We start from the raw sequence: 23,896 nt of genomic DNA on the forward strand, positions 1-23,896 counted from the left end.
TATGAAACACGTTCAAGTCGCCGACCTGACAATCGGCAATGACCGCCCCCTGACGGTGATCGCAGGCCCATGCGCATTGGAAAGCGTTGACCTCGGCCAAGAGGTCGCGGGCCGCATGAAGGAAGTGTGCGACGCCGCGGGCGCGCAATATGTCTTCAAGGCGAGCTACGACAAAGCCAACCGCACGTCGCTCTCGGGCGGGCGCGGCATGGGACTGGATGAAGGGCTGAAGGCACTGCAAGCAGTCAGGGACGCCATCGGCGTGCCAGTGTTGACGGACGTGCACACCGAAGCCCAATGCGCGCCTGTCGCCGAAGTCGCCGACATCCTGCAAATCCCCGCCTTTCTCTGCCGCCAGACGGACATGCTGCTGGCCGCAGGCAACACAGGTGCTGTGGTGAACATCAAGAAGGGCCAGTTCCTCGCCCCGTGGGAAATGCCCAACATCATCACCAAGGTCGAAAGCACCGGCAACACCCGTATCCTGCTGACCGAACGGGGCACGTCCTTTGGCTACAACACGCTTGTGGCCGACATGCGGTCGCTGCCGCAAATGGCGCAAACGGGCTATCCGGTGGTGATGGACGCCACGCATTCCGTCCAGCAACCGGGCGGCAAGGGCGGCTCCAGCGGCGGACAACGCGAATTTGCCCCCGTGATGGCGCGCGCAGCTGTCGCCATCGGCGTCGGTGCGGTTTTCATCGAAACCCATCCAGATCCGGACACGGCCCCGTCCGACGGGCCGAACATGATCTATCTCGACCAGATGCCCGCATTGATCGACACGCTGATGCAGTTCGACACACTGGCCAAGGCCAACCCGATGACGTTCTAGGCCAGCATGGCAAAACCGGCGACAACCGTCACACCGAACACGTGGGAATTCCTCCGCGATCCCATGATCACGCCCACGGGCTTTCGTGAATACGACGCACGCTGGACGTACCCGGACGAGATCAATCTGCCCGGCATCACAGCCCTCGGGCTCGGGCTCGGCACGCAAATGCACCGCCATGGCATCGATCCGGTGATAGCGGTGGGCAACGACTACCGCGACTATGCGCTCAGCATCAAGAACGCGCTCATGCTCGGGCTCATGCAGGCCGGGATTCACGTCAAGGACATTGGCCCGGCCCTGTCGCCCATGGCCTATTTCAGCCAATTCCACCTTGATGTGCCCGCGGTCGCCATGGTCACGGCCTCGCACAATCCCAACGGCTGGACAGGCGTGAAAATGGGCTTTGATCGCCCCCTCACCCACGGCCCGGATGAGATGAGCGAACTGCGCGACATCGTCCTGACCGGCGCAGGCGAGGCACGGCCGGGCGGCAGTTACGAATTTGTGCCCGGCGTGCGCGACGCTTACCTGAATGACCTTACGCGCGGCTTCAAAATGACCCGCAAGCTCAAGGTCGTCTGCGCCAGCGGCAACGGCACGGCGGCAGCCTTCGCGCCAGAGCTTCTGCGCCGCATCGGTGTCGAGGTCGTCGAAAGCCACAGCACGCTCGACTACACCTTCCCCAACTACAACCCAAACCCCGAAGCCATGGAAATGCTGCACGACATGGCGGCATCGGTCAAAGCCTCCGGCGCGGACTTCGCTTTGGGGTTTGACGGCGACGGCGACCGCTGCGGCGTCGTGGATGACGAAGGCGAAGAGATCTTTGCCGACAAGGTGGGCGTCATCATGGCCCGCGACCTGTCAAAACTGCACCCAAACGCCACCTTCGTGGCTGACGTCAAATCCACCGGCCTCTTTGCATCCGACCCCGAACTGCAGGCCAACGGCGTCACGGCGGATTACTGGAAAACCGGGCACAGCCACATGAAACGGCGGGTCAAGGAACTGGGCGCGCTGGCCGGCTTCGAAAAATCGGGCCACTACTTCCTCGCTGAACCGGTGGGCCGCGGCTACGATTGCGGCATGCGGGTGGCGGTGGAACTCTGCAAGCTGATGGACCGAAATCCCGAAATGAACATGTCGGACCTGCGCCGCGCTCTGCCCAGAACATGGGTCACTCCCACGATGTCCCCCTATTGCGCAGACACCGAAAAATACGACACGCTGGCAAGGATTGTCGCCAAATTGACGGTCATGGCCGACAACGGCGACCAGATCGCCGGGCGGACCATCAAAGAGGTGGTGACGGTGAACGGCGCCCGCCTGATCCTCGACAATGGCGCATGGGGTCTGGTGCGGGCGTCCTCCAACACGCCAAACCTGGTGGTGGTCTGCGAAAGCCCTCAAAGCGACGAAGAAATGCGCGCCATCTTCGCGGATCTCGATGCGGTCATCCGCACAGAAGACAGCGTCGGGGACTACGACCAGACGTTTTGACAGACGCCAAGCGATCCGGCCAACCCGGTCGCTCCACGCGGTTATGAAACGACGCCTTAGGCGCAGTTGACCGAAACTGTTTCGCTACTTACGCTCACCGGGCCTGCACTTGTATTTTAAGCAGGCAATTCCCGGGGGGTGCGCCGATGCAATTTGAATTTACCGCAACAATCGATTCTTCATATCTGACGACGTTCAATGACGTTCTGGCACCGGTCGGGTCCACGCTCTATGGCACCTTTTCGTACGATCAGGACGTCGGCACACAATCCGGCGCGTCACATTATTTCGACGCAGGCGCTTTCGAATTGTCCGTCTACACGGACGAAGGGTTCGAACTGTCGCTGTTCAACCGGGTGACCAATGTTGCACCCACCGACTCCGGCGATTCATTCACGGTCCAAAGCTACATCTCCGAAGCGCCGAACGACTGGCACATCGTTGTAGACCTTTTCGCGCAGGACTTTCTGAACGGATCAAACGATCTGCCCACATCTTTCCCCGACGCCTACGATTTCGCTTATGTGCAAGTCTATTTCACAGATGAATTCGAATGGGTGCAATCGATCGAGGCAACGATCGAAACGATCGTGCCGGTGGCAGAGCCCGCCAACTACATTGGCGAAACAGGTACCGTGTCCCTCAACCACCTTGAAACAACGGTGACCCTGCAACAGAGCTACGAAACCCCCGTTGCCATGGCCTTTGTGGCAACCGAAAACGGCGCGCAGGCTGTCAACGTCCGCATTTCCGAGGTCAGCGACGACGCGTTCACCTTGCAGCTTCAGGAGACAGGCGATCTGGATGGCTGGCACCTGTTCGAGACGGTCAATTACGTGATCGTCGAAGCGGGCACTTGGGTTTTGCCGGATGGAACGGTCGTGCAGGCAGGCACGTTCCAAAGCGATCAACTGTCCACGCAAGGGTTTGATGCCGTCGCCTTCGATACGGAATTTGACGACACACCCTTGGTCTTCAGCCAGGTCCAGACGTTCAATGGTCAGGACTTCGTAACCACGCGCCAGACCGGCACCAACACCACTGGCGTTCAGATCACCATGCAGGAAGAAGAGGCGCGCAATGATGGCGGCCACGTTCAGGAAACGATTGGCTGGATTGCAATGGAAGCAGGCAGTGGAACCGCAGGTGACGTCACTTGGGCGGCGGGCCAAACCTCTGGCATAGATCACACCACCACATCGGTCGATCTTGGCGCGTCATTTGATGCGGACGCCAATGTGATCGCGATGCTCTCAAGTTTCGTGGGGGGCGACCCGGCTTGGGCGCGGGGCAGCGACAGCAGCCAAACCGCATTCGATGTCTCTGTCGAAGAGGACGTCAGCAGCGATCCCGAGACCTGGCATTTCGAGGAAACCGTGGACTACTTCGTGTTTGAAGATGCGGGGTTGCTGGGTGGCAGCGCCTACGACCTGCTGGGATAACACGCGCTGATCTTGACGCTCGAAGCAAGAGTGGCGCTGATTCAAAAGCAATGGAATTGCAAAAACACGGCACCGCCTGCCGTCGTGCGCAGCCTACCAGTTTGGTGGTTAAAATCCGGATACCCGACCGAACGCAGGCCCAAGCACCTGAGCGCAATTGGAAATCCCACCATGGCGAAGAAAGGGTAAACGCATCGAACACGCTGTCCCCGCGGGGACAGATCAGTCAAACAGGCTCCGCAGACCCTTTTTGACCTCGTCTTCCAGCTTCTCCTTGGCCGCATCCCCAAGGCTTTGACCCTGATCGGTAACTCCCAATTCTTCGGCCACCTTCTCGCGCACCTGCTCTTCAGCGCGCGCTTTCAGCGCTTCCTTTTCCGCTTCCAGCTTTTCGTCCAACCGCAGGTCGATGGCCGATTCCAGATCGGGCAGAATGCTCGGGTCGGCCCATGGCCCCCGAATGCGCACCGGGATGGCAAGGTCGGGTCCATCCTCCCCCTTCAGCGCCGTCGGAGTGAACAGGTAGTCGATGTCCTGTTGCCCCAGTCCGATGCGTCCGGTCCCACGTGCCTCGAAACTGCGCAGCACAACCAACAGGTCATCGTTGAACAGATTGCCGCCGTCCATGCGGAACGTGGCCCCCATATTCTCGAAAACCGTTGTGCGGCCATTGCCCCGCCCGAATTTCAGAAGGCCATCGAGGTCCAGGCCTTCGATTGTCCCCTTGGCGACGTTGAACGATCCGTTGCCCGACAACGACTTCATGATGGCATCCACATTGGCCCCAACGCCGAGGAATTTCAGATCAGCGTTGGCCTGCCCCGTCAGCATCTCCAAATCCGCCGCGTCCCGCAGGAAAGGCTGCAATGACAGCCCCCGCATATTCATGTTTCCACCCACGCTCAGACCCGAGCGGTTGTTGACCACAAACTCACCAACCAGCGTGCCGCCATAGGCCGCAACTTCACGCAGCTCGAACACCATGCGGCTGTTGTCGTTGCGCAAAAGGGTGCGGGTTTGGCCCAGTTGGAATTGCCCCAGATCGATGGAGGACGCGGTGAGCGCGATCTCTCCGTTGAATGCCGCCAATCCGCTTGCATCAATGCGGTCCGTGGGCCACCCGCTGCCCGCCGGGGCGGTCGTGCCACCATCGCCGCCACTGCCGGACCCGTCCGATCCCGTCGCACTGCGCAAATCCAGCGCGCCTGCGTTCAGCTGAGCGTTCACGGTCGGGGTCCCGTTCAGGCTGATATCCGCAGCTCCGGAGATGGTGTTCCCCCCAAGGTCCGCGCGCATGTCCCGCAGGGACAGCCGTCGGTCGGCGGTGAGGGTCAGTTGGGTTGTCATATCAACCGACTGTCCCAGCTTTTCCGGCAGTCTCGGCGCCGGCAGGGCAAGGGCTTGCATGAATGCGTCCGTATCGGAAAGGGTCACCCCCAAAGCGCCGGCCACATCACCGGCCGTGCTGGCCCGGCCATCCAGTGTCACGCGTCCGCCGTTGGCTTCGACCGTGGCTTCGACCGTCTGGACCTGTCCCGCGATGAAGCCCGCGAACCCGCCAATGGTGGCGGCCACGTCGACCGCTGTCCCCGCGGGGCGCAGGGTCGCGTTGATGCTGGCGGGTCCAAGACGTTCGGGCCAGTCCAGAGTAAGATCCACGCCTGAATACGAAACCAGATCCGAGCCCTCCGCGTCATAGATCAAGGTGGCGTCCGTCACCTGCAGCTTCTGGATCGAAAGCGGTTGGGCTGCGCGTGTCGGTGTGGTTTCCGTCTCGATCTGCGCCTCGCCGGAGGCATCCATGAAGACCCAGCTTGCGCGCCCATCGGCGCGACTTTCCAGCCGAATGGTCGGACGGGTAGCCTCGATATTCGTGATGCGGATTTCACCCGACAGAAGGGCCATCGCATCCACGCCAATGGCCGCGTTCTCTGCGGTGAGCATCGGCCCCTGTTCAGACCACTCGGCATTGCCCACCTCAAGCCCGTCGGCGCTGACACCCAGAACTGGCCAAAGGGTCATGGACACACCGGTGATCGTGACGTCCCGGCCTGTGGCCTTGCGGATCTGGTCAGCGGCAATGGCGCCGATCCGGTCAGCAGGCAGAAAGAACAGTGACACCCCCACCACGAGGACAAGGACGATGACAAATCCGATCAGTCGGACAATCCATTTCATGACAACTGCTCCGTTCTAAAGACGTGTTGGGTTCAGCCTAACGCAGCGTGCGTCAGCACCCCAACCCTTTTCCCGAGCCCTGAGTTCACTTATGAGGCACGACATGAGCACAAACCCACCAGACCTCCGCCCTGACCTTGCCCCCAAAGCCACCCTGGACGGCACCCGCCGGCCCGGACAGCCGACTATCGGGATGGTCAGCCTTGGCTGCCCCAAGGCATTGGTGGACAGCGAACGTATCCTGACCCGATTGCGGGCCGAAGGGTACGGTATCTCGCCTGACTACACCGGCGCGGACGCGGTGATCGTGAACACCTGCGGGTTTCTGGACAGCGCCAAGGCGGAAAGCCTCGAGGCCATCGGCGAGGCGCTGGACGAGAACGGCAAGGTCATCGTGACGGGCTGTCTGGGGGCCGAACCCGAATACATCACCGGTGCACATCCAAAGGTGCTGGCCGTGACCGGTCCGCATCAATACGAGCAGGTTCTGGATGCTGTGCACAGTGCGGTTCCGCCGGACCCCGACCCGTTTGTCGATCTGTTGCCTGCGCGCGGCGTCTCCCTGACGCCCCGGCACTTCAGTTATCTCAAGATTTCAGAAGGCTGCAATAACAAGTGCAAGTTCTGCATCATCCCCGATATGCGTGGGCGGTTGCAGTCGCGCCCTGCGCATGCGGTCATGCGCGAGGCCGAAAAACTGGTTGAGGCAGGGGTGAAGGAATTGCTGGTCATCAGCCAGGACACCTCGGCCTATGGCGTGGATGTCAAACATGCAGAGACTCACGGCCATCGCGCCCATATTACCGATCTGGCCCGCGATCTGGGGTCACTTGGCGCTTGGACAAGACTGCACTACGTTTATCCTTATCCACATGTCCGAGAGCTTATTCCATTGATGGCGGACGGATTGGTCTTGCCATATCTCGACATTCCTTTCCAACATGCCCACACCGACACATTGCGCCGGATGGCGCGACCCGCTGCCGCCGAGCGGACATTGGATCGGATTGCCGAATGGCGCGACATATGCCCCGACATCACGTTGCGGTCGACCTTTATCGTCGGCTATCCCGGTGAGACGGAAGACGAGTTTCAAACCCTGCTGGACTGGATGGACGAGGCGCAATTGGATCGGGTCGGGTGCTTCCAATATGAAAACGTGGAGGGCGCGCGGTCGAACGCGTTGCCCGATCACGTTGCGCCGGATGTCAAACAGGACCGGTGGGAGCGGTTCATGCAGAAAGCTGCCGCCATTTCCGAAGCCAAGCTGGCCGCCAAGGTGGGCCACCGCATGGACGTGATCGTGGACGAAGTGGATGACGAGGCCGCAACCTGCCGGACGAAGGCAGATGCGCCCGAGATCGACGGCAATCTGTTCATCGACGAAGGCTTCGAAGACTTACGCCCCGGCGATATTGTCACGGTCGAGGTCGACGAAGCAGGCGACTACGATCTGTGGGGGCGGTTGGTGTAAAGCGGATCAAGATCCGCGTTACAGGTTGGCGTCATCCAGAGAGGTCTTTGGCCACCTAAGCGCATCGAGATGCGCCTTACACCAACACCGACGTCCGTAAGGCGCACGTGTCGTGCGCCCTCCCACGCTTGCAATATTTGGTTAATGTTCTATATTTGTTCTCCACCGTAGGAGAACAGACATGTCCATACATCCCACGCTTCCCGGATTGTTTGAGCCTGTGCAGGCTACGCTTCCACTGGAGACCGCGCCCGCGACGGACAAGCAAATTGCCTACGCCCGGTCTTTGGCCGCCAAGACGGGGCGCGCGCTGCCCGCGTCGCTTCTGCGCAGCAAAACGGGCCTCTCTGCCTGGATTGATGCTGTAAGGCCCAAGGCGTCTGCGGGTCGGTTTGACGCCTATCCCAGCGCCAAACAGGTACAGTTCGCCGAACGGATCGCCCGTCTGAAGCGCCGCCAGATCCCGGCGGAATGTTTCAAGGACAAGGTGATGATGTCGCGGTGGATCGACGGCAACAGACCCCGTTGAACTGCGGCGCTTTGTCTGTGGAGTGGCCTGCGCTACGCCCTAACTGTCCCTCATGAGCGATGACACCAGAGTGCTTTACAACGCCGAATGCCCGGTCTGCAGCTTCGAGATCGACCACTATGCCAAGTATAGCGGGGATCGCGCGCTGCCGATCCGGTTTGAGGATTTGAACCGGGCCGAGATGGCCGATTGGGGCTTGGATCGCGATCAGGCAGCACAGCGGTTATATGTGCTCAAGGATGGGCAGATGTATTCCGGTATTCCCGCTTTCATCGTGCTGTGGCAGGACATGCCACGCTATCATTGGCTGGCCCGGATCGTGTCGCTGCCCGGGGTTCATTGGCTGGCGTGCAAGACCTATGACCACGTTTTGGCGCCGCTGATCTATCGCTGGCATCTGCGGCGTCAGGCGGCAGCAACGTCAACCAATTCGTGAGGAGTTGTGCCTAGACTGCAGGTCTTTGACACGTCAGGCTGCAGCTTATGCCTTATCCTTACTCTCTTCGTGAAACGCTGGCCGATGCGTCAGTGCATGTTCTTGGTGTCAGCGCGGGTATGACCGCCGGGGCCATGCTGCTTGTGCAGGTGGTGCAAACCCAGGGCGCAGCGCAAATTGCGGCAACAAGTGTGTATGCGGGCTTTGCGATTTTTGCGCTGATAGCCTCTGCCGCCTATCACCTTCTCCCGTGGGAGGCGTCGCGGCCTGTGTTTCACCGGATTGATCATGCGGCGATATACTTGAAAATCGCGGGGACATACACGCCGTTGGTTGTACTGATCGGGTCGGCCTTTGCCTACATGGTGCTGGCTGCCGTGTGGTTGGTCGCCGTTCTGGGCGCCGTGGCAAAGCTGAGTTTCTGGGCCACGGACTCGCGTGGATCGCTGGCGCTGTATCTGGCGATGGGTTGGGCGAGCGTGCTGTTGATCTGGCCGATGTGGCAGAACCTGCCCGGCGTGTCCGTCGCTTTGATTGCGGCGGGCGGAGGGCTTTATACTCTGGGCACGGTATTTTACGCGGCCAAGGCGTTGCGGTTTCAGAACGCAATCTGGCACGCGTTCGTGCTGGCCGCCTCCGGCTGCTTTTTCGGGGCCGTCGCGTTGGGCGTATCAGCCTGAGCGACGGGCGAGGTCTGCAAAGGCTTCGGCGTTGCGGCAATAGCCCGGAGTTTCCGAGACAGCACCCGCTTGCGCATCAAGCCATGCGGCGCATGTGTCGGGCTTGGTACAGCCCGCGCAACGCATCACGAGATCGGATATATCACCGGGTGTCAGATGGGCGCGCATGGCGGCTTCTTGCAGGTCCACGCCGCGTGCGGCGGCCATGCGGTCAACAAGGTCGGCATGTGTCTTCAATCGGGCATCAGTCATGGGGTGTTCCCTTTGGGTCGGTGCCTAGGATGCGCCCAATGTGGCAAGGCGCGTGAACGCCTGCATTGATCCACGTCAAAGTCCGTCGAGATAGGCCCGCACGCATGCTTGTACGTGCCTGAACCGATCGCCGCCCAGATGTTTGCCACCATACCACCGGGTCACGATGATCAGGTGATCGGTCAGCCCTTCGCGTTCGAGCATGCGCAGAATGACCATTCCCGCGCCCGCTTCGCCGTCGTCCCCCTTGATTGGCCCACCGGTACCAAGGATCGCGCCCCATGTATTATGTGTGGCCTTGGCATAGGCCCGATCCCGTTTCAGCGCCTTGAGCGCGGCATCCACATCTGCCCGCGATGCGACCGGACAGCCCGACACGGCATACTTGGATCCGCGGTCCGTCAGGATGTGTCCAAGCCGCTTCAAGGTCTGGATTCCCGGACCCGACAAGCGGACGCGTACGTGCTAGTCATATTGCATTGAACGACCAAGACCATTTTCACATCGGGTATTTCCAATGACGTATTCTTTGCTTGAGACCATGCACATTTTCGAGGTCATCGGCATATTGGGGTTTGCCCTTTATGTGATGAATTACGGGCTGTTGACCACACGCTGCCTCAGCGGCGATTGCCTGACCTATTTCTGCATCAACCTGATCGCCGCGACCTGCGTGCTTTTGGGGCTGATGACCAGCTTCAACCTGGCGTCGGCGCTGATCCAGATCTTCTGGGTGGCGATGTCGATCATCGGCATCCTGATCCGCTTGCGCAGACGCCGGTACAACACAATCGCGGAAAGCCCGGCTGTCTAAAGCCCTGCCGCCGTGCGGCGCACCGTTTCGATGCGTTGCGCGTTGGGCGGGTGGGTGCCGAGGAAGCGGTCACCGGGATCCGGGATGCGGTTGAAGAACTGCGAACCGCGCACCGGGTCATATCCTGCCCGCGCGGTGATCACGGTGCCCAGCGCGTCGGCCTCTAGCTCAAAATCCTTGGAGTAGGTCCGCGCGCCAACCTGTGCGCCGATCCGTTGGGCGGCTTCGGGGTCAGTGCCTGCAAGGGTCGCAAGGCCACCGAAGATCACGGCGCCTGCGGCGGCATTCTCGCGCTGGCGGGCAATGTGACCGCGAACGTGATGCGCGGCCTCGTGGCCCATCACAAAGGCCAGTTCGTCCGCATTGCGCGCCTCATCGATCAGGCGCAGGGTAAAGACCAGAATGGGTCGCCCGTTGTCATCCAGCGTTTGGAACGCGTTCGAGGGGGCGTTTGCACGGTCATCAACCAAAATCTTGAAATCGCAATTTACACCGCTTGTCCGCGACCGGCATTCGCGTTCCGCGATCGGCTCGACACGCTGCACAACATCAGCAAAGGCACGGACGGATTGACCACGCGTGCGCAATTCGTCTGGCACGTCCTGTACAACGGGCGCAGGCCCGCCCGAGGGTGCAGATGTCACAACGATGTCGTCACATGCAGCAACGAAAGCGAGGGTCGTCAACGCGGCCATGAGGCGAATGATCAAGGCGGTGTCCTTTCTTGCGACTGAGGCTGGACTGTATCATGCACGCGGGCGGCTGCCAGCCCCGATCACGCAGCCGTGTGCCCCTTTGCAACGCATCGCTCATGCCATAGGTTTCGGACATGTTTACAATCGAGCACGAATTCGACGCATCGGTGATCACCCTTGTGGACGATGGCACCGCCCCTTTGCAGGAAGACGTAGTGATAAACGCCTTTGCGGAGGTGATCACCGTTGAACAATACGACCCGCGCAGCGATGCCATGGTCAAGATCACCCTGTCGCCTGAACAGGCAAGGGATCTGGCCGCCGCACTGGACCTTCCCGAAGGTGTGTATCAGCTGCGCAGGGAAAGCCGTTGAAAAGGTCTGGACCCTTGACCTGTCTCTGATAGCCTGCGCGGCAATTCAGGGAGGAACACGATGGCGACCGGCACCAATATCCGCACGTTCTATGAAGGCGCATGGCATGATGAGGATGTCGCCATCATGCGCGCAGCCGATCATGGCAGTTGGGTCGGCAGCACGGTGTTCGATGGCGCGCGTTGCTTTGACGGACGGTCGCCTGATCTGGCGCTGCACTGCGCCCGCGTGAACCGGTCTGCCGAGGCGCTGATGATCACCCCCACCATTGCCAGCGACGATATCGTGGATGCCGTGACGGAAGGGCTGAAAGCGTATGGCCCCAACGACGCCATATACATCCGACCCATGTACTGGGGCCTTGATGGCGATGCGTCGGGCATTGTTCCCAAGGCGGATGCCACCGGCTTTGCCATCTGTCTCGAAGCGATCCCGATGGCCGATCCCTCGACCTCTGTCACTTTGGGCCGCACCCGGTTTCGCCGCCCGGTCATGGAGGACAACGTGGTCAATGCCAAGGCTGGGTGCCTGTACCCCAACAACGCGCGGATGCTGGCCGAGGTGCGCAAACGCGGGTTCCAGAATGCATTGGTTGCGGATGCCATGGGCAATGTCGCTGAAAGTGCCACGGCAAATGTGTTCATGATCAAGGATGGAGTGGTCTTCACCCCCATTCCCAATGGCACGTTCCTTGCAGGCATCACCCGCGCCCGTCACATGTCGAACATGCGCGCGGACGGCATGGAGGTCGTCGAGAAAGTGCTGACGTTTGAAGACTTTGAGGATGCCGACGAGGTGTTCCTGTCTGGCAACATGATGAAGGTGACACCTGTGTCAGGGTTCGAGGATACGTCCTATCAGATTGGCCCTGTCACCCGGCGTGTCCGCGAGATGTACTGGGACTGGGCCGCCAACGATGGTTAAGCCGGTCGAGTTCTGGTTCGAATTCGCGAGCACCTACAGCTATCTCAGTGCCGCCCGGGTCGAGGCCGCCTGTGCAGGGGCGGGCGTGCCGCTGATCTGGCGCGCGTTCCTGTTGGGCCCCGTATTCGGCGCGCAGGGCATGACCGATTCCCCGTTCAACATGTTCCCGGTCAAAGGCGCTTACATGTGTACCGATATGGATCGGTGCTGTTCCGATCTTGGCCTGCCGTTTCGCAAACCGTCTTCCTTTCCGCGTGGCAGCCTGTTGGCCGCGCGCGTTGCAGCTGCACATGCCGATGCCCCGTGGGTCGGATCGTTTGTGCGCGCCGTTTATCATGCGAATTTTGCGGATGATCGCGATATCGCCGATGATGCCGTGATTGCGGCTATCCTGACGGAGATCGGACAGGATGCGGCGGCTGTTGTTGCCGCGGCGATGGCGCCCGACGGCAAGGCCGCACTGCGCAGTGCGACCGAGGATGCATTGGAGCACGGCTTGTTCGGGGCCCCCAGTTTTCTGGTAGACGGCACGCTGTTCTGGGGCAATGACAGGTTGGAGCAGGCGCTGGCTTACGCCCGCGCTGCGTGAAAATACGCGGGATTGCGTGAGGCTGGGCCTTGGGTCATTGTGCCGATGTGCCCGAGCGGAGGAAGAGATGCGCAAATTTCTGGTGGTGCTGGATGACAGCCGCGAATGCCTGAACGCGATGCGCTTTGCCGCGATGCGAGCCAGCCACACGGGCGGCGGGGTTGCGATCTTGTCCGTCATTCCGCCCGATGAGTTCAATCACTGGATCGGTGTGGGTGCCGTCATGCGAGAGGAAGCGCGCGAGCGCATCCACGCGCATTTCGAGGTGTTTGCCAAGTGGATGCGCGACAAGCAGGGGATCGACCCCGAGTTGGTCATTCGTGAGGGTCAGCCTGTGGATGAGATCATGGCGCAGGTCCATGATGATCCCGAGATTGGCGTGCTGGTTCTGGGGGCAGGCACCGACAAGAAAGGCCCCGGCCCGTTGGTCACGCAGTTAAGCCGCAGCGCGGGCGCGTTGCCCATTCCCATGACCATCGTGCCCGGTGATCTGAGCAAGGAAAAGCTCGAAGCCATCACCTAGGCCGAGGCGCGCAGGTCGCGCACGGTGTCGGGCAAGCCGCCAAAGGCCGCGACAGGGTGTACCGTCGGCCCGTAGCTGTGGGCCACCGGGGCAGCCCGCAGGTTGGGCATCATGCGGATCAGATCGTGAGTGGCTGCCGGACCAAGCGACAGCAGGCCCCATGGCCCCGGATAGAAGCTTTCGCAGGCCACCCCTTCGGCCATGATCAGGTCGTGACTGTCGAGCAGCAGATGATAGTAGGTCACCTGCTGTACCCCTTGGGCGACACGCACCATCCCCCCGCGCATACGGGCAAGGTGACCAGCCCTCACCAGTCGTGCCGTACCCGCCGATGCCTCAAGCGCGATGGCATGTTGCGCGGACAGGCGCAGCGACCGTGTGTTGCCAAACGTGCCGGGCGCGATGTGGATTGGGCGCAGCATCGCGTTGGCTGCAAGCTCGTGCTGGTTCACGTCGCGCGTACCGATCCAGCGAATGGCCCGCATGCCGTTGTCGCGGGTCTGCACCCTGTCGCCGCGTCGCAAAGCCTCGACCGGCATTGCCCCCCTTGCGGTGGCAATCCGCGTGCCTTCGGTAAAGCAGGGGATGCCCGCCGCGTTCAGTTGCTGGGCCGACGACATTTGGGCGGGCGAGACGCCCTGCAGCACGATTGTTTCACCCTCGGGAAATGTCAGCCGGGCGTTGCCGGCACCATCATCGGTGACAACGACGTCGAAAGCATGGATCGACCGCCCATCGGGCGTTTGAAGTTCGGACACGTCCAGTTGGTCGTTATAGACCCCGTCCCCATTCGCATCCCCGATGTCGAAATCAGTGACGAGCGTGCTGCCGTTTTGCGACTGAACAAAGGTGTCGTCGCCCGCGCCCCCGGTAAGCGTGTCATCGCCCGACCCGCCATCCAACCGGTCATTGCCGTCACCACCGTCCAGCTGGTCATTGCCCACGCCGCCATCAAGCGTGTCGTGCCCTGCCCCGCCATCAAGGCTGTCGTTGCCGTCCTGACCATTTACAAGGTCATCGCCATCACCCCCGCGGACGGTGTCGTCATCGGCGTTGCCGGCAAGGGAGTCGTTGCCCGCGCCGCCTTCGATGGAATCGTTGCCGAATTGGCCGGTGACGGAGTCGTCGCCCGCCCCGCCTGACAACACATCCGCACCCGAGCCGCCCTGAACCGTGTCCGCGCCATCGCCGCCGTCGATCGTGTCGTCGCCATCTTCGCCGTGCAGATCGTCATTATCGAACCCACCATAGATTTCGTCGTTATCCGCGCCGCCACGGATCGTGTCGTCATCGGCACCGCCATAGATCGTGTCCTGACCGCTGCCGCCTTCGACAGAGTCTTCTCCGTCCCCGGCATCGATCTCATCATTGCCGTCCTCGCCAAGGATCGTGTCATTGCCGGCTCCTCCGTCGATGGAGTCGTTGCCGTGCCTGCCCTCAATCTGATCGTTGCCGCCGCCACCATCGACCGTGTCTGCGCCGCTACCGGCAAAAATCTGGTCGTCTCCTTCGCCGCCGGTGATCGAGTCATCGCCATCATCTGCGTAGATCAGATCATTTCCATCCTGACCGTGGACAGTGTCGTTGCCTTCGGATGAATAGATAACATCGTTCCCGGTGCCCCCATCGATCGAGTCGTCCCCCCAACCGGAGTAAACCGAGTCGTCGCCTGCACCGGCATCGATGGTGTCGTCGTAGTCGTAATTGGGTTCGCCGCCCTCTTCGTCGATGATGTCGTTGCCATCGCCGCCGCGCACGGAGTCCCCGCCACGACCGTAGGCGATGTAGTCGTCACCACCACCGCCATCGATTGTGTCGCTGCCGTCGCCGCCGTAGAGGTTGTCGTTGCCTTCGCCCCCGTCGATCTGATCGTCACCGGCATCCCCATAGACAGTGTCGTTCTGCGCGCCCGTCCGGTGGACATCGTTATTGGTTCCGCCCTGATAGGTATTGGCATTGTCAGGATCATCGGTGGGCGCGATCAGATCGTCGTATCGCGGTGAATTCGATAGGGTGACGTTGGTCGGGCCGCTGAGTGTGTAAGCCGTACCCGGCGTGATCGAGCCGTCGGCCACCCAGCCGGAATGAAACCCGGCACTTTCGACCTTGTAAAGCATGATCGTGTTGCCGAGGCCGTCCGTCAGCGTCCAGCTTTCTTCGAGATAGACGTCACCTGAGGCCACCAGGTTTCCCTGGGCATCGTATTTGTCGGCAAACTGGTCGCCCGGGCCCACCTCATCATTCTCATCATCGCCTTCAAACAAGACGCCGCCGTCGGACTCCGTGATCTCGTAGCGCAGCGCATCCTCGCTTGCGTCGAAATCCGGGTCGAGCATCAGATCGCCCTCGGGCGTCGTGAAAAAGGCGTCCGTTGCGTAACCGCCGACTGTGTAATTGGCCATGTCATGACCCTTTGCTACCTGCTCTTGCAGCGTCTGTAGTCGCCAAGCCCGAACGGTCAGTTAAAGGGAAAATTTTATAGGTATGGCCGACTCGCCGCGAATAGCTTAGAATCATTCCAAACCTTGACACTCGCCCCTGCGAACCGCATATCCGAGTGTAACGCTCAGGAGTTGTCCCATGTTCATTCAGACTGAATCCACGCCGAACCCCGCCACCCTCAAGTTCCTTCCCGGTCAGACCGTGCTGGACATGGGGACCGCCGACTTTCCGACTGCCGAGGCGGCAGAGAAGTCGCCGCTGGCGCAGCGTGTCTTTGCAGTAGAAGGTGTGACCGGTGTGTTCTTCGGTGCCGACTTCGTCACCGTGACAAAGGCCGATGCCGTGGATTGGGACCACATCAAGCCTGCCCTGCTGGGCGCGATCATGGAGCATTTTCAGTCCGGTCAGCCGGTTATGGATGACGGACATGCGCCAGCCTCTGGCCACGCCGAGCATGATGGCGAAGACGCCGTTGTCGTGGGCCAGATCAAGGAATTGCTGGACAGCCGCGTGCGGCCTGCCGTGGCGCAAGATGGCGGTGACATCACCTTCCACGGATTTGATCGCGGCGTTGTCTATCTGCATATGCAAGGCGCTTGCGCGGGCTGCCCGTCCTCGACCCTGACGCTGAAGATGGGGATCGAGAACCTGCTGCGCCACTACATCCCCGAAGTGACCGAGGTGCGCCCGGTTGCCGTCTGACGCCCTTACGGCAAGGTGCTATTGCGGCGCGTCCCGACTGACGCTGGATAAGCCACCCATCACGGTGGCTTATTGCCATTGTAGCGACTGCCGCCGTTGGACAGGCGCACCCGTTGCCGCCTTTGCCGCCGTGGACCGCGCGGATGTGATTGACCAATTGCCCGATGCGTTTCGTGCCGTGCCAACAGTCGAACGCTGGACCTGTCCCACCTGTCATGCCCCGCTGGGGGCGGCATTCGATTATCTGCCGGGTCAGGTTTACGTGCCTGTCGGCATCATTGATCAGGTGGAGCAATTGGCACCTGCGATGCACAGCCACGCACAAAGCGCCCTGCCATGGTTGCATATTGCTGACGACCTGCCCCGAGCGGGCGGATCCGCGCGCGGCGCATTGAATAGTGCGTCAGAATGAACGTTCCTCCGCTGATCCTTGGCTTTGACACCTCTGCTGCGCATTGCGCGGCCGCTTTGGTGCGGGGCGATCAGGTGTTGGTGTCGGTTGGCGAAGAAATGGCGCGGGGGCAGGCCGAGCGGTTGATGGGTCTGTTGGAAGAGCTTTTGGCCGATCAGCACGTCACCTGGGCCGATCTCGATGCATTGGCCGTGGGAACGGGCCCCGGCAACTTCACCGGCATCCGTATCGGCGTGTCGGCGGCGCGCGGTCTGGCCCTTGGCCTGGGCTGTCCTGCATACGGTGTGACCGGGTTCGAAGCGCGCGGTCGGTTGGCACAGGACGACGCCCGCGTGGCCATCCCGGCCCCGCGCGATATGGCCTATGTCATGGACGGTGCGACGCCGCGTTTGCTGCCGCTTGCGGAGGTCGAGAACACGGCACCGCCCCCCGCCCCGGCAGAGATTGCGGCGGCCATTGCCTTGCATGCGGTAACACTTTGGCCAGGCAAGGCCCCTGCGCCCGCGCCCTTTTACATCCGGGCGCCCGACGCCGCACCGGCGCGCGATGCGCCGCCGCCAATCCTGTCATGACACCACAAAACCTGTCGGACCTGCACGCCGCAGCCTTCGTGAATGAACGGCCATGGTCGGCACAGGAATTGGCGGACCTGTTGGCGAATCCCCTCACGCATCTGGAGACGGCGGCGCATGGGTTTGCCCTGTGGCGTGGCATTGCAGATGAAGCCGAGTTGCTGACCATCGCCGTGGATCCCGGGCATCAGGGTCAGGGCATTGGTGCCGCCTTGATGCGTGGTTGGATGGCAAAAGCCGCCCGAACCTGTGCCAGCGCCTTTCTGGAGGTTGCGTCGGACAACGCGGCCGCAATCGCGCTCTACGGGCGCCAAGGCTTTGAAATCATTGCGACGCGGACGTCATATTATCAACGCGCAGACGGCCACACCGACGCGTTGGTCATGCGGGCGAGGTTGCTCAATTCCGTTGCAGAAAAGCCTGTGCGCCACAGCCAACCGTGACACGGGATACCCGCAGACAGCGTCCCGCCTAACCATGCAGCTTTGCGCAAGGTCAGCCCCGTCTGTGCGCCCCCAAATGGTTAAAAAGCGGTTGACCCCACCGTGGCCCTGCGGCCTAATCCCGTATGATCTTTTGATCCCGGGCGTGGGTGGCCCGCTGCCCCTGCCCCAACCATGATAAACTGGGAGACCTGATACATGACCATGATGCAGAAATTCCTTGGCGCGACCGCGGCCCTTGCCCTGTCCGCAGGTGCTGCGCTGGCCGAACCCGCGCTGATCTTCGATCTGGGCGGCAAGTTCGACAAATCCTTCAACGAAGCAGCCTTCAACGGTGCGAAACGCTGGGCCGATGAAACCGGCAACAGCTTCCGCGAGATAGAGCTGCAATCCGAAGCCCAACGCGAGCAGGCCCTGCGCCGTTTTGCCGAATCCGGTGCCAACCCCATCGTGATGGCCGGCTTTGCCTTTGCTGACGCTCTGGGTCAGGTGGCGGCAGACTATCCCGACACCAAGTTCACCATTATCGACATGGTTGTGGATGCACCGAACGTCCGTTCGGTTGTCTTCAATGAGCACGAAGGCTCGTATCTGGTGGGCATGATGGCCGCCACGGCATCCGAGTCCGGCACTGTTGGCTTTATCGGTGGCATGGACATCCCACTGATCCGCAAGTTCGCCTGTGGCTACGCCCAGGGCGTGAAGGCCGTGAACCCGGATGCCAACGTCATCGCAAACATGACCGGTACAACACCTGCGGCCTGGAACGACCCGGTGAAAGGGTCCGAGCTGACCAAAGCGCAGATTTCTCAAGGCGCTGACGTGGTTTATGCAGCGGCTGGCGGCACCGGTGTTGGTGTTCTGCAAACCGCAGCAGACGAGGACATCCTGTCCATCGGCGTGGACAGCAACCAGAACTACCTGCACTCCGGTAAGGTTCTGACCTCGATGATGAAGCGCGTGGACAATGCCGTTCATCAGGCGTTCACCGATGGTGTGGACATGGAAACCGGCTTTAACGTCATGGGATTGGCCAATGGCGGCGTGGGCTATGCGCTCGACGAGCACAACGCCGATCTGGTGAGCGATTCCATGCGCAACGCTGTCGACGAAGCATCGAACAAGATCGCCAGCGGCGAACTGGTCGTGCATGACTACATGTCGGATGACAGCTGCCCTGCACTGAACTTCTGATCCGGTTGAACAACTGAATGGGCCGTGCCGCATAACCTGTGGCGCGGCCCCCTCATTAAGACGGGGCGCAGCATGAGCATCGACCTACAAACCGTATTCGACGCCTGGGGCGAGCCGGACGCAACGGCGCGTGCGGCTTTGGTCACACCGGCGCTGCACCCCGACTTTTACTACGCAGATCCACACGCGCCGCACCCCTATCAGGGTGTGCCTGCCTTTCTGGAATTTCTGACCGTATTCACCGACCGTGTGCCTGGCGCCGCGGTAAAAGTGACCGGGTCATCAACGCACAACACCCACACACGCGTCACCCTTGACCTGACCCGCGATGGCGCGCCAATGGCAACCGTGCAATACTTCATCGACCACGACGCCGACGGCAAACTGACGCGCATGGTCGGCTTTATGGGAACGGAAGACACCGCATGACCGCCCCCGCCATCGAACTCAAAGGCATTTCCAAAGCCTTTGGCCCCGTGCAAGCCAACAAGGACATCTCGATCCGCGTGATGCCCGGCACGATCCACGGCATCATCGGCGAAAATGGCGCGGGTAAATCCACGCTGATGTCGATCCTCTATGGCTTTTACAAGGCCGATGCGGGCGAGGTTTTCATCTCGGGCAACAAGACCGAGATTCCAGACAGTCAGGCCGCCATCGCGGCAGGCATTGGCATGGTGTTCCAGCACTTCAAGCTGGTCGAGAACTTCACCGTTCTGGAAAACATCATTCTGGGTGCCGAAGACGGCGGGTTGCTGAAACCGTCGCTGTCAAAAGCCCGCAAGACCCTGCTGGAGCTGGAAAAGGAATACGACCTCAAGGTCGATCCGGACGCCGTGATCGAAGAAATCGGCGTGGGCATGCAACAGCGCGTTGAAATCCTGAAGGCCCTGTACCGGCAAGCCAATATCCTGATCCTCGACGAGCCGACGGGTGTGCTGACGCCCGCCGAGGCCGACCAGCTGTTCCGTATCCTTGGGCGCCTCAAGGAAGAGGGCAAGACGATCATCCTGATCACCCACAAGCTGCGCGAGATTATGGAGATCACCGACACTGTAAGCGTGATGCGCCGGGGCGAAATGACGGCCACGGTCAAGACGGCCGAGACAAGCCCCGAAGAGTTGGCCGAGTTGATGGTGGGCCGCAAAGTGTTGCTGCGTGTAGACAAGGCACCGGCCACGCCCGGAGATGTGGTCCTGGACGTCAAGAACTTGAAAGTCGTGGACGAACAAGGGGTTGAGCGTCTGCGCGGCATTGATCTGCAAGTGCGAGCGGGCGAAATTCTGGGCATCGCAGGGGTTGCGGGCAATGGTCAATCCGAACTGCTGGAAGTGTTGGGGGGCTATGCCACCGGGTCTGGCACGATCACGCTGAACGGCGCACCCATTGACCTGACGGGCAAGAATTCTGACGGGCGTTCGCGTCGGGCACGTGGCATCGCCCATGTTCCGGAGGACCGGCAGCGCGAAGGGCTGATCATGGATTTCGCCGCGTGGGAAAACACGGCCTTTGGTTATCACCGGGACGCGGCCTACACCTCGGGCCTGCTCAGCAACAATGCCGCGATCAAGGCGGATACAGCCGACAAGATGGAGCGTTTTGACGTGCGCCCGCCGCACCCGCATCTGGCGGCCAAGAATTTCTCGGGCGGGAACCAGCAAAAGATCGTGCTGGCGCGCGAGATCGAGCGGAACCCGGACCTGTTGTTAATCGGACAGCCCACGCGTGGTGTGGACATCGGTGCGATCGAGTTCATCCACCAACAGATTGTGGCCCTGCGCGATCAGGGCAAGGCGATCCTGCTTGTGTCGGTCGAGCTTGAGGAAATCCTGGGCCTCGCCGACCGCGTGGCCGTCATGTTCGACGGACAGATTATGGGTGAACGCCTGACAGCGGACACCAATGAAAAAGAACTGGGGCTGCTCATGGCCGGGATCACGGACACCGACGCCCCACATACGATGGCCGAGATCGAAGCCAATCTGGCCCACGCGCATGGCGACGCGTCAAAGGAGGTCTGAACCATGGACGTGATGCCAAAATGGGCCGAGGTGATCCTTGTTCCGCTGATCTCTCTCATCCTTGCCGCGATATTGTCGGCACTGGTCATTCTGGCCATCGGCGAAGATCCGGTGGCCGCGGTGAACCTGATGATCACCGGCGCGCTCGGGTCGACCTATGGCTGGGGCTACACGCTGTATTACGCCACCAATTTCATGTTCACCGGGCTGGCCGTGTCGGTGGCCTTTCATGCCGGGTTGTTCAACATCGGCGGTGAAGGTCAGGCCATGCTGGGCGGCCTTGGTGTTGCTTTGGTTCTGCTGTTTATTCCATGGCCGCACTGGACCATTGCCCTGCTGGCTGCCACGGCGGGGGCGGCTGTTTTTGGCGCGCTTTGGGCGGCGATCCCGGCCTATCTGCAGGCCAAGCGCGGCAGTCACATCGTGATCACGACGATCATGTTCAACTTCATTGCCGCCGCCGTTCTGAACTACATGCTGGTGAACCAATTGCGCCCCGCAGGCAGTATGGACCCGGCCACCGCACGCTTTGTCGAGACGGTGCACCTGCCCAACCTGCACGAGATGCTGGCCCCCATCGGCATCAACTTTTCAAAGGCAGCCCCTGCCAACGTGTCGCTTGTCATCGCGATGATTGCCTGCGTTCTGGTCTGGCTGCTGATCTGGCGCACGCCTTTGGGTCTGGAAATCCGGTCCTATGGCAAATCAGGGCGGGCCGCGAAATATGCGGGTATTGGCGCTGTGCGCATCACCATGATTGCCATGCTGATCTCGGGTGCGCTGGCGGGCATGATGGCCATCAACAACGTGATGGGTGAAGCCGAGCGGCTGGTGCTGAACGCTGTTGAAGGCGCGGGTTTTATCGGGATTGCTGTCGCACTCATGGGCCGCAGCCATCCGTTTGGGGTGTTTCTGGCGGCGATCCTGTTCGGATTTCTGTACCAGGGCGGGGCCGAGCTGGCGCTGTGGACGTCGATCCCGCGTGAGCTGATTGTGGTGATCCAGGCGCTGGTGATCCTCTTTACGGGTGCGCTGGACAACATGGTGCGGATGCCGCTGGAGAAGATATTCCTCGCGGCGCGTATGGCCCGCGCGCCAAAGCCTGATCGCAAACCCACAGAGCCTGCGGAGTAGACCCATGGATATTCTCGCGCTCTTCGACCTTTCCGTTCTGGACTCGACCGTGCGTCTGGCGACGCCACTTTTGCTGGCCTGTCTGGCCGGTCTGTTTTCGGAGCGGGCGGGGATTTTTGATATCGGCCTTGAAGGCAAGATGCTGTTTGCCGCGTTTTTCTCGGCTGCGATTGCTGCTCTTGTAACGATCAATGCCGAGAACGCGGAGCAAGTCGCCCAAGCCGTGGCAGACGCAGTCGCCAACAATGATCAAGCCACAGCCCAAAGCGCAGCCGAGGGTTGTTCAGGAACATGCCGCTTCTTTGCGGGCGTTTCGGGATGGCTGCCCGCAGTGTGGATTGGAGTGCTGGCGGGGGTCAGTGCTTCCCTTTTTCTTTCACTCGTTCACGGCCTTGCCTCGATCACCTTCCGGGGCAACCAGTTGATTTCCGGCGTAGCGATCAACTTTCTGGCTGCGGGTATGACGGTGCTGATCGCGCAAGACTGGTTTCAACAGGGCGGGCGCACGCCATCCCTGATTGGTGGCGGGCGGTTCGAGCCGATTACCCTGCCCTTCGCCGAGACCTTGAGCGGCGTGCCGTTCATTGGCCCGATCTATGCCGAGCTGATCTCGGGCCACTCCATCCTCGTGTATGTCGCTCTGTTGGCGGTTCCTGGCACGTGGTGGCTGCTGTTCCGCACGCGCTTTGGCCTGCGCCTGCGCGCTGTGGGTGAGAACCCGGCGGCGGTCGACACGGCAGGGGTCTCTGTCGTGGGCTTGCGCTTTGTGGCGGTGGGCATTTGCGGTGTTCTGTGCGGCATTGCGGGGGCTTATCTGGCGACAGGTCTGCAAGCGGGTTTTGTGAAGGACATGACGGCGGGCCGTGGCTTTATCGCATTGGCCGCATTGATCTTTGCCAAATGGCGCCCGTGGCACGCGCTGTGGGCGACGTTGCTGTTTGGGTATCTGCAAGCCATTGCATTGCGGCCGGACATTATCGAGGGCGCTTTGGGCTTCAAGGTGCAGGTTCAGTTACTGGATGCCCTGCCGTACATCCTGACCGTGGTGATCCTAGCCGGTTTCGTCGGCAAGGCGATCCCGCCGCGCGCCGGGGGCGAGCCTTACGTCAAAGAACGCTGAGACGGCGGCGTATAGTCCGACGTTCCGCCGGCCCAATCGTACATGGCGGTCATGACCGGTCCCAAAGCGTGGCCCGCTTTTGTCAGGCTGTAGTGGTAACGTGGCGGGTGATCCTGATAGACCGCCGTCTGGAGAAACCCGCGATCCACAAGCGACTTCAACCGCGCAGATGCGGTGTTAGGTGAAAACCCGCGTTTCTGTGCGTCGAAATGCTGAAACTTGCACGTTCCGTCACGAAACAGGTCACGCAGGATCATCAGCGTGCAGGCGAGGCGGATTTTAACATGCGCATCAATGGCATTCCCGCAACTTGCGCAAAAGCACCCGTCGCGTTGGACGACGCGACACGCAGTCTTACGGCGTCGGGGTCTTACTGCATTTGGACGGGCATCGGCAACGTCCTTGCGACAGTGCACCTGACGGCCGATTGGCAGGGGGAATCACCGCAAGCCATTGGTGTGCGGTACCTGATCCGCTTCAACGGGACCGGGAACGGATCCGGGGCGGGCACCTTCCGCGCGGACGTGCGATAGGGCCGGGACGGCGCGTGAGCCACTCGTAGGTCCAGTTTTGCGATTATCTTAGCCCCAGATTGCTGCGCGGCGGCG

Annotated in this window: 28 protein-coding genes; 22 read left to right on the forward strand and 6 right to left on the reverse strand. The window is 61.1% G+C overall.

Annotated elements, in window-relative coordinates; genetic code table 11:
• Window position 1 precedes the first annotated feature (1 nt).
• The 3 genes from kdsA (at window position 2) to Q1A32_RS01540 (ending at window position 3,780) form a co-directional block, all read left to right on the forward strand.
• A complete protein-coding gene (kdsA, locus tag Q1A32_RS01530) occupies window positions 2–835 on the forward strand; it encodes a 3-deoxy-8-phosphooctulonate synthase (protein WP_299648552.1) in 834 nt (277 codons plus the stop codon).
• Between the two features lie 6 nt (window positions 836–841).
• Window positions 842–2,338, forward strand: coding sequence for a phosphomannomutase/phosphoglucomutase (locus Q1A32_RS01535; RefSeq protein WP_299648555.1), 1,497 nt, complete (start codon window positions 842–844; stop codon window positions 2,336–2,338).
• Between the two features lie 146 nt (window positions 2,339–2,484).
• Window positions 2,485–3,780: a hypothetical protein gene (locus tag Q1A32_RS01540; RefSeq protein WP_299648558.1), complete on the forward strand. Its 1,296-nt coding sequence runs from the start codon at window positions 2,485–2,487 to the stop codon at window positions 3,778–3,780.
• Between the two features lie 222 nt (window positions 3,781–4,002).
• Here the strand turns inward: Q1A32_RS01540 and Q1A32_RS01545 are convergent, their stop codons facing one another.
• On the reverse strand, window positions 4,003–5,958 hold the full coding sequence (locus tag Q1A32_RS01545) for an AsmA family protein (protein ID WP_299648561.1): 1,956 nt from the start codon (window positions 5,956–5,958) through the stop codon (window positions 4,003–4,005).
• 103 nt (window positions 5,959–6,061) lie between these two features.
• On the opposite strand from Q1A32_RS01545, the gene rimO reads away from it, so the two are divergent.
• From rimO to Q1A32_RS01565, 4 genes are all read left to right on the forward strand, one after another.
• Window positions 6,062–7,432: a 30S ribosomal protein S12 methylthiotransferase RimO gene (gene rimO, locus Q1A32_RS01550; protein WP_299648564.1), complete on the forward strand. Its 1,371-nt coding sequence runs from the start codon at window positions 6,062–6,064 to the stop codon at window positions 7,430–7,432.
• Window positions 7,433–7,613: 181 nt separating this feature from the next.
• Entirely contained in the window at window positions 7,614–7,961 is a 348-nt protein-coding gene (locus Q1A32_RS01555; RefSeq protein ID WP_299648567.1) for a hypothetical protein, read from the forward strand.
• A 52-nt stretch (window positions 7,962–8,013) separates the two neighbouring features.
• Window positions 8,014–8,397, forward strand: a complete 384-nt coding sequence (locus tag Q1A32_RS01560; RefSeq protein ID WP_299648570.1) for a thiol-disulfide oxidoreductase DCC family protein — start codon at window positions 8,014–8,016, stop codon at window positions 8,395–8,397.
• A 47-nt stretch (window positions 8,398–8,444) separates the two neighbouring features.
• Window positions 8,445–9,077, forward strand: coding sequence for a hemolysin III family protein (locus Q1A32_RS01565; protein WP_299648573.1), 633 nt, complete (start codon window positions 8,445–8,447; stop codon window positions 9,075–9,077).
• On the opposite strand, the gene Q1A32_RS01570 is transcribed toward Q1A32_RS01565, so the two are convergent.
• The gene (locus Q1A32_RS01570) at window positions 9,069–9,329 is read right to left on the reverse strand and encodes a DUF6455 family protein (protein WP_299610213.1); all 261 of its coding nucleotides are present in this window, start codon (window positions 9,327–9,329) and stop codon (window positions 9,069–9,071) included. The two genes, Q1A32_RS01565 and Q1A32_RS01570, sit on opposite strands and share 9 nt — an antisense overlap.
• Before the next feature lie 75 nt (window positions 9,330–9,404).
• Window positions 9,405–9,755 carry a YigZ family protein gene (locus Q1A32_RS01575; RefSeq protein WP_299648576.1) on the reverse strand — a complete coding sequence of 117 codons (351 nt, stop codon included), beginning with the start codon at window positions 9,753–9,755 and terminating at the stop codon, window positions 9,405–9,407.
• Window positions 9,756–9,846: 91 nt separating this feature from the next.
• Between Q1A32_RS01575 and Q1A32_RS01580 the strand changes: the two genes are divergently transcribed.
• On the forward strand, window positions 9,847–10,143 hold the full coding sequence (locus tag Q1A32_RS01580; RefSeq protein WP_299610207.1) for a hypothetical protein: 297 nt from the start codon (window positions 9,847–9,849) through the stop codon (window positions 10,141–10,143).
• Here Q1A32_RS01580 and Q1A32_RS01585 read toward each other — a convergent pair.
• Complete coding sequence (locus Q1A32_RS01585; RefSeq protein WP_299610930.1) at window positions 10,140–10,850, reverse strand: M48 family metallopeptidase; 711 nt, start codon at window positions 10,848–10,850, stop codon at window positions 10,140–10,142. The genes Q1A32_RS01580 and Q1A32_RS01585 overlap by 4 nt on opposite strands.
• 122 nt (window positions 10,851–10,972) lie before the next feature.
• On the opposite strand from Q1A32_RS01585, the gene Q1A32_RS01590 reads away from it, so the two are divergent.
• The 4 genes from Q1A32_RS01590 (at window position 10,973) to Q1A32_RS01605 (ending at window position 13,248) form a co-directional block, all read left to right on the forward strand.
• Window positions 10,973–11,212 (forward strand): hypothetical protein, encoded by a 240-nt coding sequence (locus Q1A32_RS01590; protein ID WP_299648579.1) that lies wholly within the window; start codon window positions 10,973–10,975, stop codon window positions 11,210–11,212.
• A 60-nt stretch (window positions 11,213–11,272) separates the two neighbouring features.
• Window positions 11,273–12,136 carry a branched-chain amino acid aminotransferase gene (locus Q1A32_RS01595; RefSeq protein ID WP_299648582.1) on the forward strand — a complete coding sequence of 288 codons (864 nt, stop codon included), beginning with the start codon at window positions 11,273–11,275 and terminating at the stop codon, window positions 12,134–12,136.
• Entirely contained in the window at window positions 12,129–12,725 is a 597-nt protein-coding gene (locus tag Q1A32_RS01600) for a 2-hydroxychromene-2-carboxylate isomerase (protein ID WP_299648584.1), read from the forward strand. Before Q1A32_RS01595 ends, Q1A32_RS01600 begins: the two co-directional genes overlap by 8 nt.
• Window positions 12,726–12,792: 67 nt before the next feature.
• Window positions 12,793–13,248: a universal stress protein gene (locus tag Q1A32_RS01605; protein ID WP_299610196.1), complete on the forward strand. Its 456-nt coding sequence runs from the start codon at window positions 12,793–12,795 to the stop codon at window positions 13,246–13,248.
• Here the strand turns inward: Q1A32_RS01605 and Q1A32_RS01610 are convergent.
• Complete coding sequence (locus Q1A32_RS01610; RefSeq protein ID WP_299648587.1) at window positions 13,245–15,650, reverse strand: Hint domain-containing protein; 2,406 nt, start codon at window positions 15,648–15,650, stop codon at window positions 13,245–13,247. The two genes, Q1A32_RS01605 and Q1A32_RS01610, sit on opposite strands and share 4 nt — an antisense overlap.
• Window positions 15,651–15,828: 178 nt before the next feature.
• Here Q1A32_RS01610 and Q1A32_RS01615 point away from each other — a divergent pair, with 178 nt between their 5' ends.
• The 9 genes from Q1A32_RS01615 (at window position 15,829) to Q1A32_RS01655 (ending at window position 23,288) form a co-directional block, all read left to right on the forward strand.
• Complete coding sequence (locus tag Q1A32_RS01615) at window positions 15,829–16,392, forward strand: NifU family protein (protein ID WP_299610190.1); 564 nt, start codon at window positions 15,829–15,831, stop codon at window positions 16,390–16,392.
• Entirely contained in the window at window positions 16,382–16,804 is a 423-nt protein-coding gene (locus Q1A32_RS01620) for a GFA family protein (RefSeq protein ID WP_299648590.1), read from the forward strand. The genes Q1A32_RS01615 and Q1A32_RS01620 overlap by 11 nt, the downstream gene beginning before the upstream one ends.
• Window positions 16,801–17,376: a tRNA (adenosine(37)-N6)-threonylcarbamoyltransferase complex dimerization subunit type 1 TsaB gene (tsaB, locus tag Q1A32_RS01625; RefSeq protein ID WP_299648593.1), complete on the forward strand. Its 576-nt coding sequence runs from the start codon at window positions 16,801–16,803 to the stop codon at window positions 17,374–17,376. Before Q1A32_RS01620 ends, tsaB begins: the two co-directional genes overlap by 4 nt.
• Window positions 17,373–17,819, forward strand: coding sequence for a ribosomal protein S18-alanine N-acetyltransferase (gene rimI, locus Q1A32_RS01630; RefSeq protein WP_299648596.1), 447 nt, complete (start codon window positions 17,373–17,375; stop codon window positions 17,817–17,819). The genes tsaB and rimI overlap by 4 nt, the downstream gene beginning before the upstream one ends.
• A 198-nt stretch (window positions 17,820–18,017) precedes the next feature.
• Window positions 18,018–19,013, forward strand: a complete 996-nt coding sequence (locus tag Q1A32_RS01635) for a BMP family protein (RefSeq protein WP_299648599.1) — start codon at window positions 18,018–18,020, stop codon at window positions 19,011–19,013.
• Window positions 19,014–19,085: 72 nt separating this feature from the next.
• Window positions 19,086–19,442 (forward strand): nuclear transport factor 2 family protein, encoded by a 357-nt coding sequence (locus Q1A32_RS01640; RefSeq protein ID WP_299648602.1) that lies wholly within the window; start codon window positions 19,086–19,088, stop codon window positions 19,440–19,442.
• On the forward strand, window positions 19,439–21,034 hold the full coding sequence (locus Q1A32_RS01645) for an ABC transporter ATP-binding protein (RefSeq protein WP_299648605.1): 1,596 nt from the start codon (window positions 19,439–19,441) through the stop codon (window positions 21,032–21,034). Before Q1A32_RS01640 ends, Q1A32_RS01645 begins: the two co-directional genes overlap by 4 nt.
• Before the next feature lie 3 nt (window positions 21,035–21,037).
• Entirely contained in the window at window positions 21,038–22,168 is a 1,131-nt protein-coding gene (locus Q1A32_RS01650; protein WP_299648608.1) for an ABC transporter permease, read from the forward strand.
• A 4-nt stretch (window positions 22,169–22,172) separates the two neighbouring features.
• The gene (locus tag Q1A32_RS01655; RefSeq protein WP_299648610.1) at window positions 22,173–23,288 is read left to right on the forward strand and encodes an ABC transporter permease; all 1,116 of its coding nucleotides are present in this window, start codon (window positions 22,173–22,175) and stop codon (window positions 23,286–23,288) included.
• Here the strand turns inward: Q1A32_RS01655 and Q1A32_RS23980 are convergent.
• Complete coding sequence (locus Q1A32_RS23980) at window positions 23,270–23,545, reverse strand: helix-turn-helix domain-containing protein (protein ID WP_366141188.1); 276 nt, start codon at window positions 23,543–23,545, stop codon at window positions 23,270–23,272. The genes Q1A32_RS01655 and Q1A32_RS23980 overlap by 19 nt on opposite strands.
• Here Q1A32_RS23980 and Q1A32_RS01660 point away from each other — a divergent pair.
• Complete coding sequence (locus Q1A32_RS01660; protein ID WP_299648613.1) at window positions 23,498–23,821, forward strand: hypothetical protein; 324 nt, start codon at window positions 23,498–23,500, stop codon at window positions 23,819–23,821. The two genes, Q1A32_RS23980 and Q1A32_RS01660, sit on opposite strands and share 48 nt — an antisense overlap.
• Window positions 23,822–23,896: the final 75 nt, after the last annotated feature.

Origin of the sequence: uncultured Tateyamaria sp., assembly GCF_947503415.1 — a bacterium.
In the GTDB taxonomy this organism is placed as follows: Bacteria; Pseudomonadota; Alphaproteobacteria; order Rhodobacterales; family Rhodobacteraceae; genus Tateyamaria.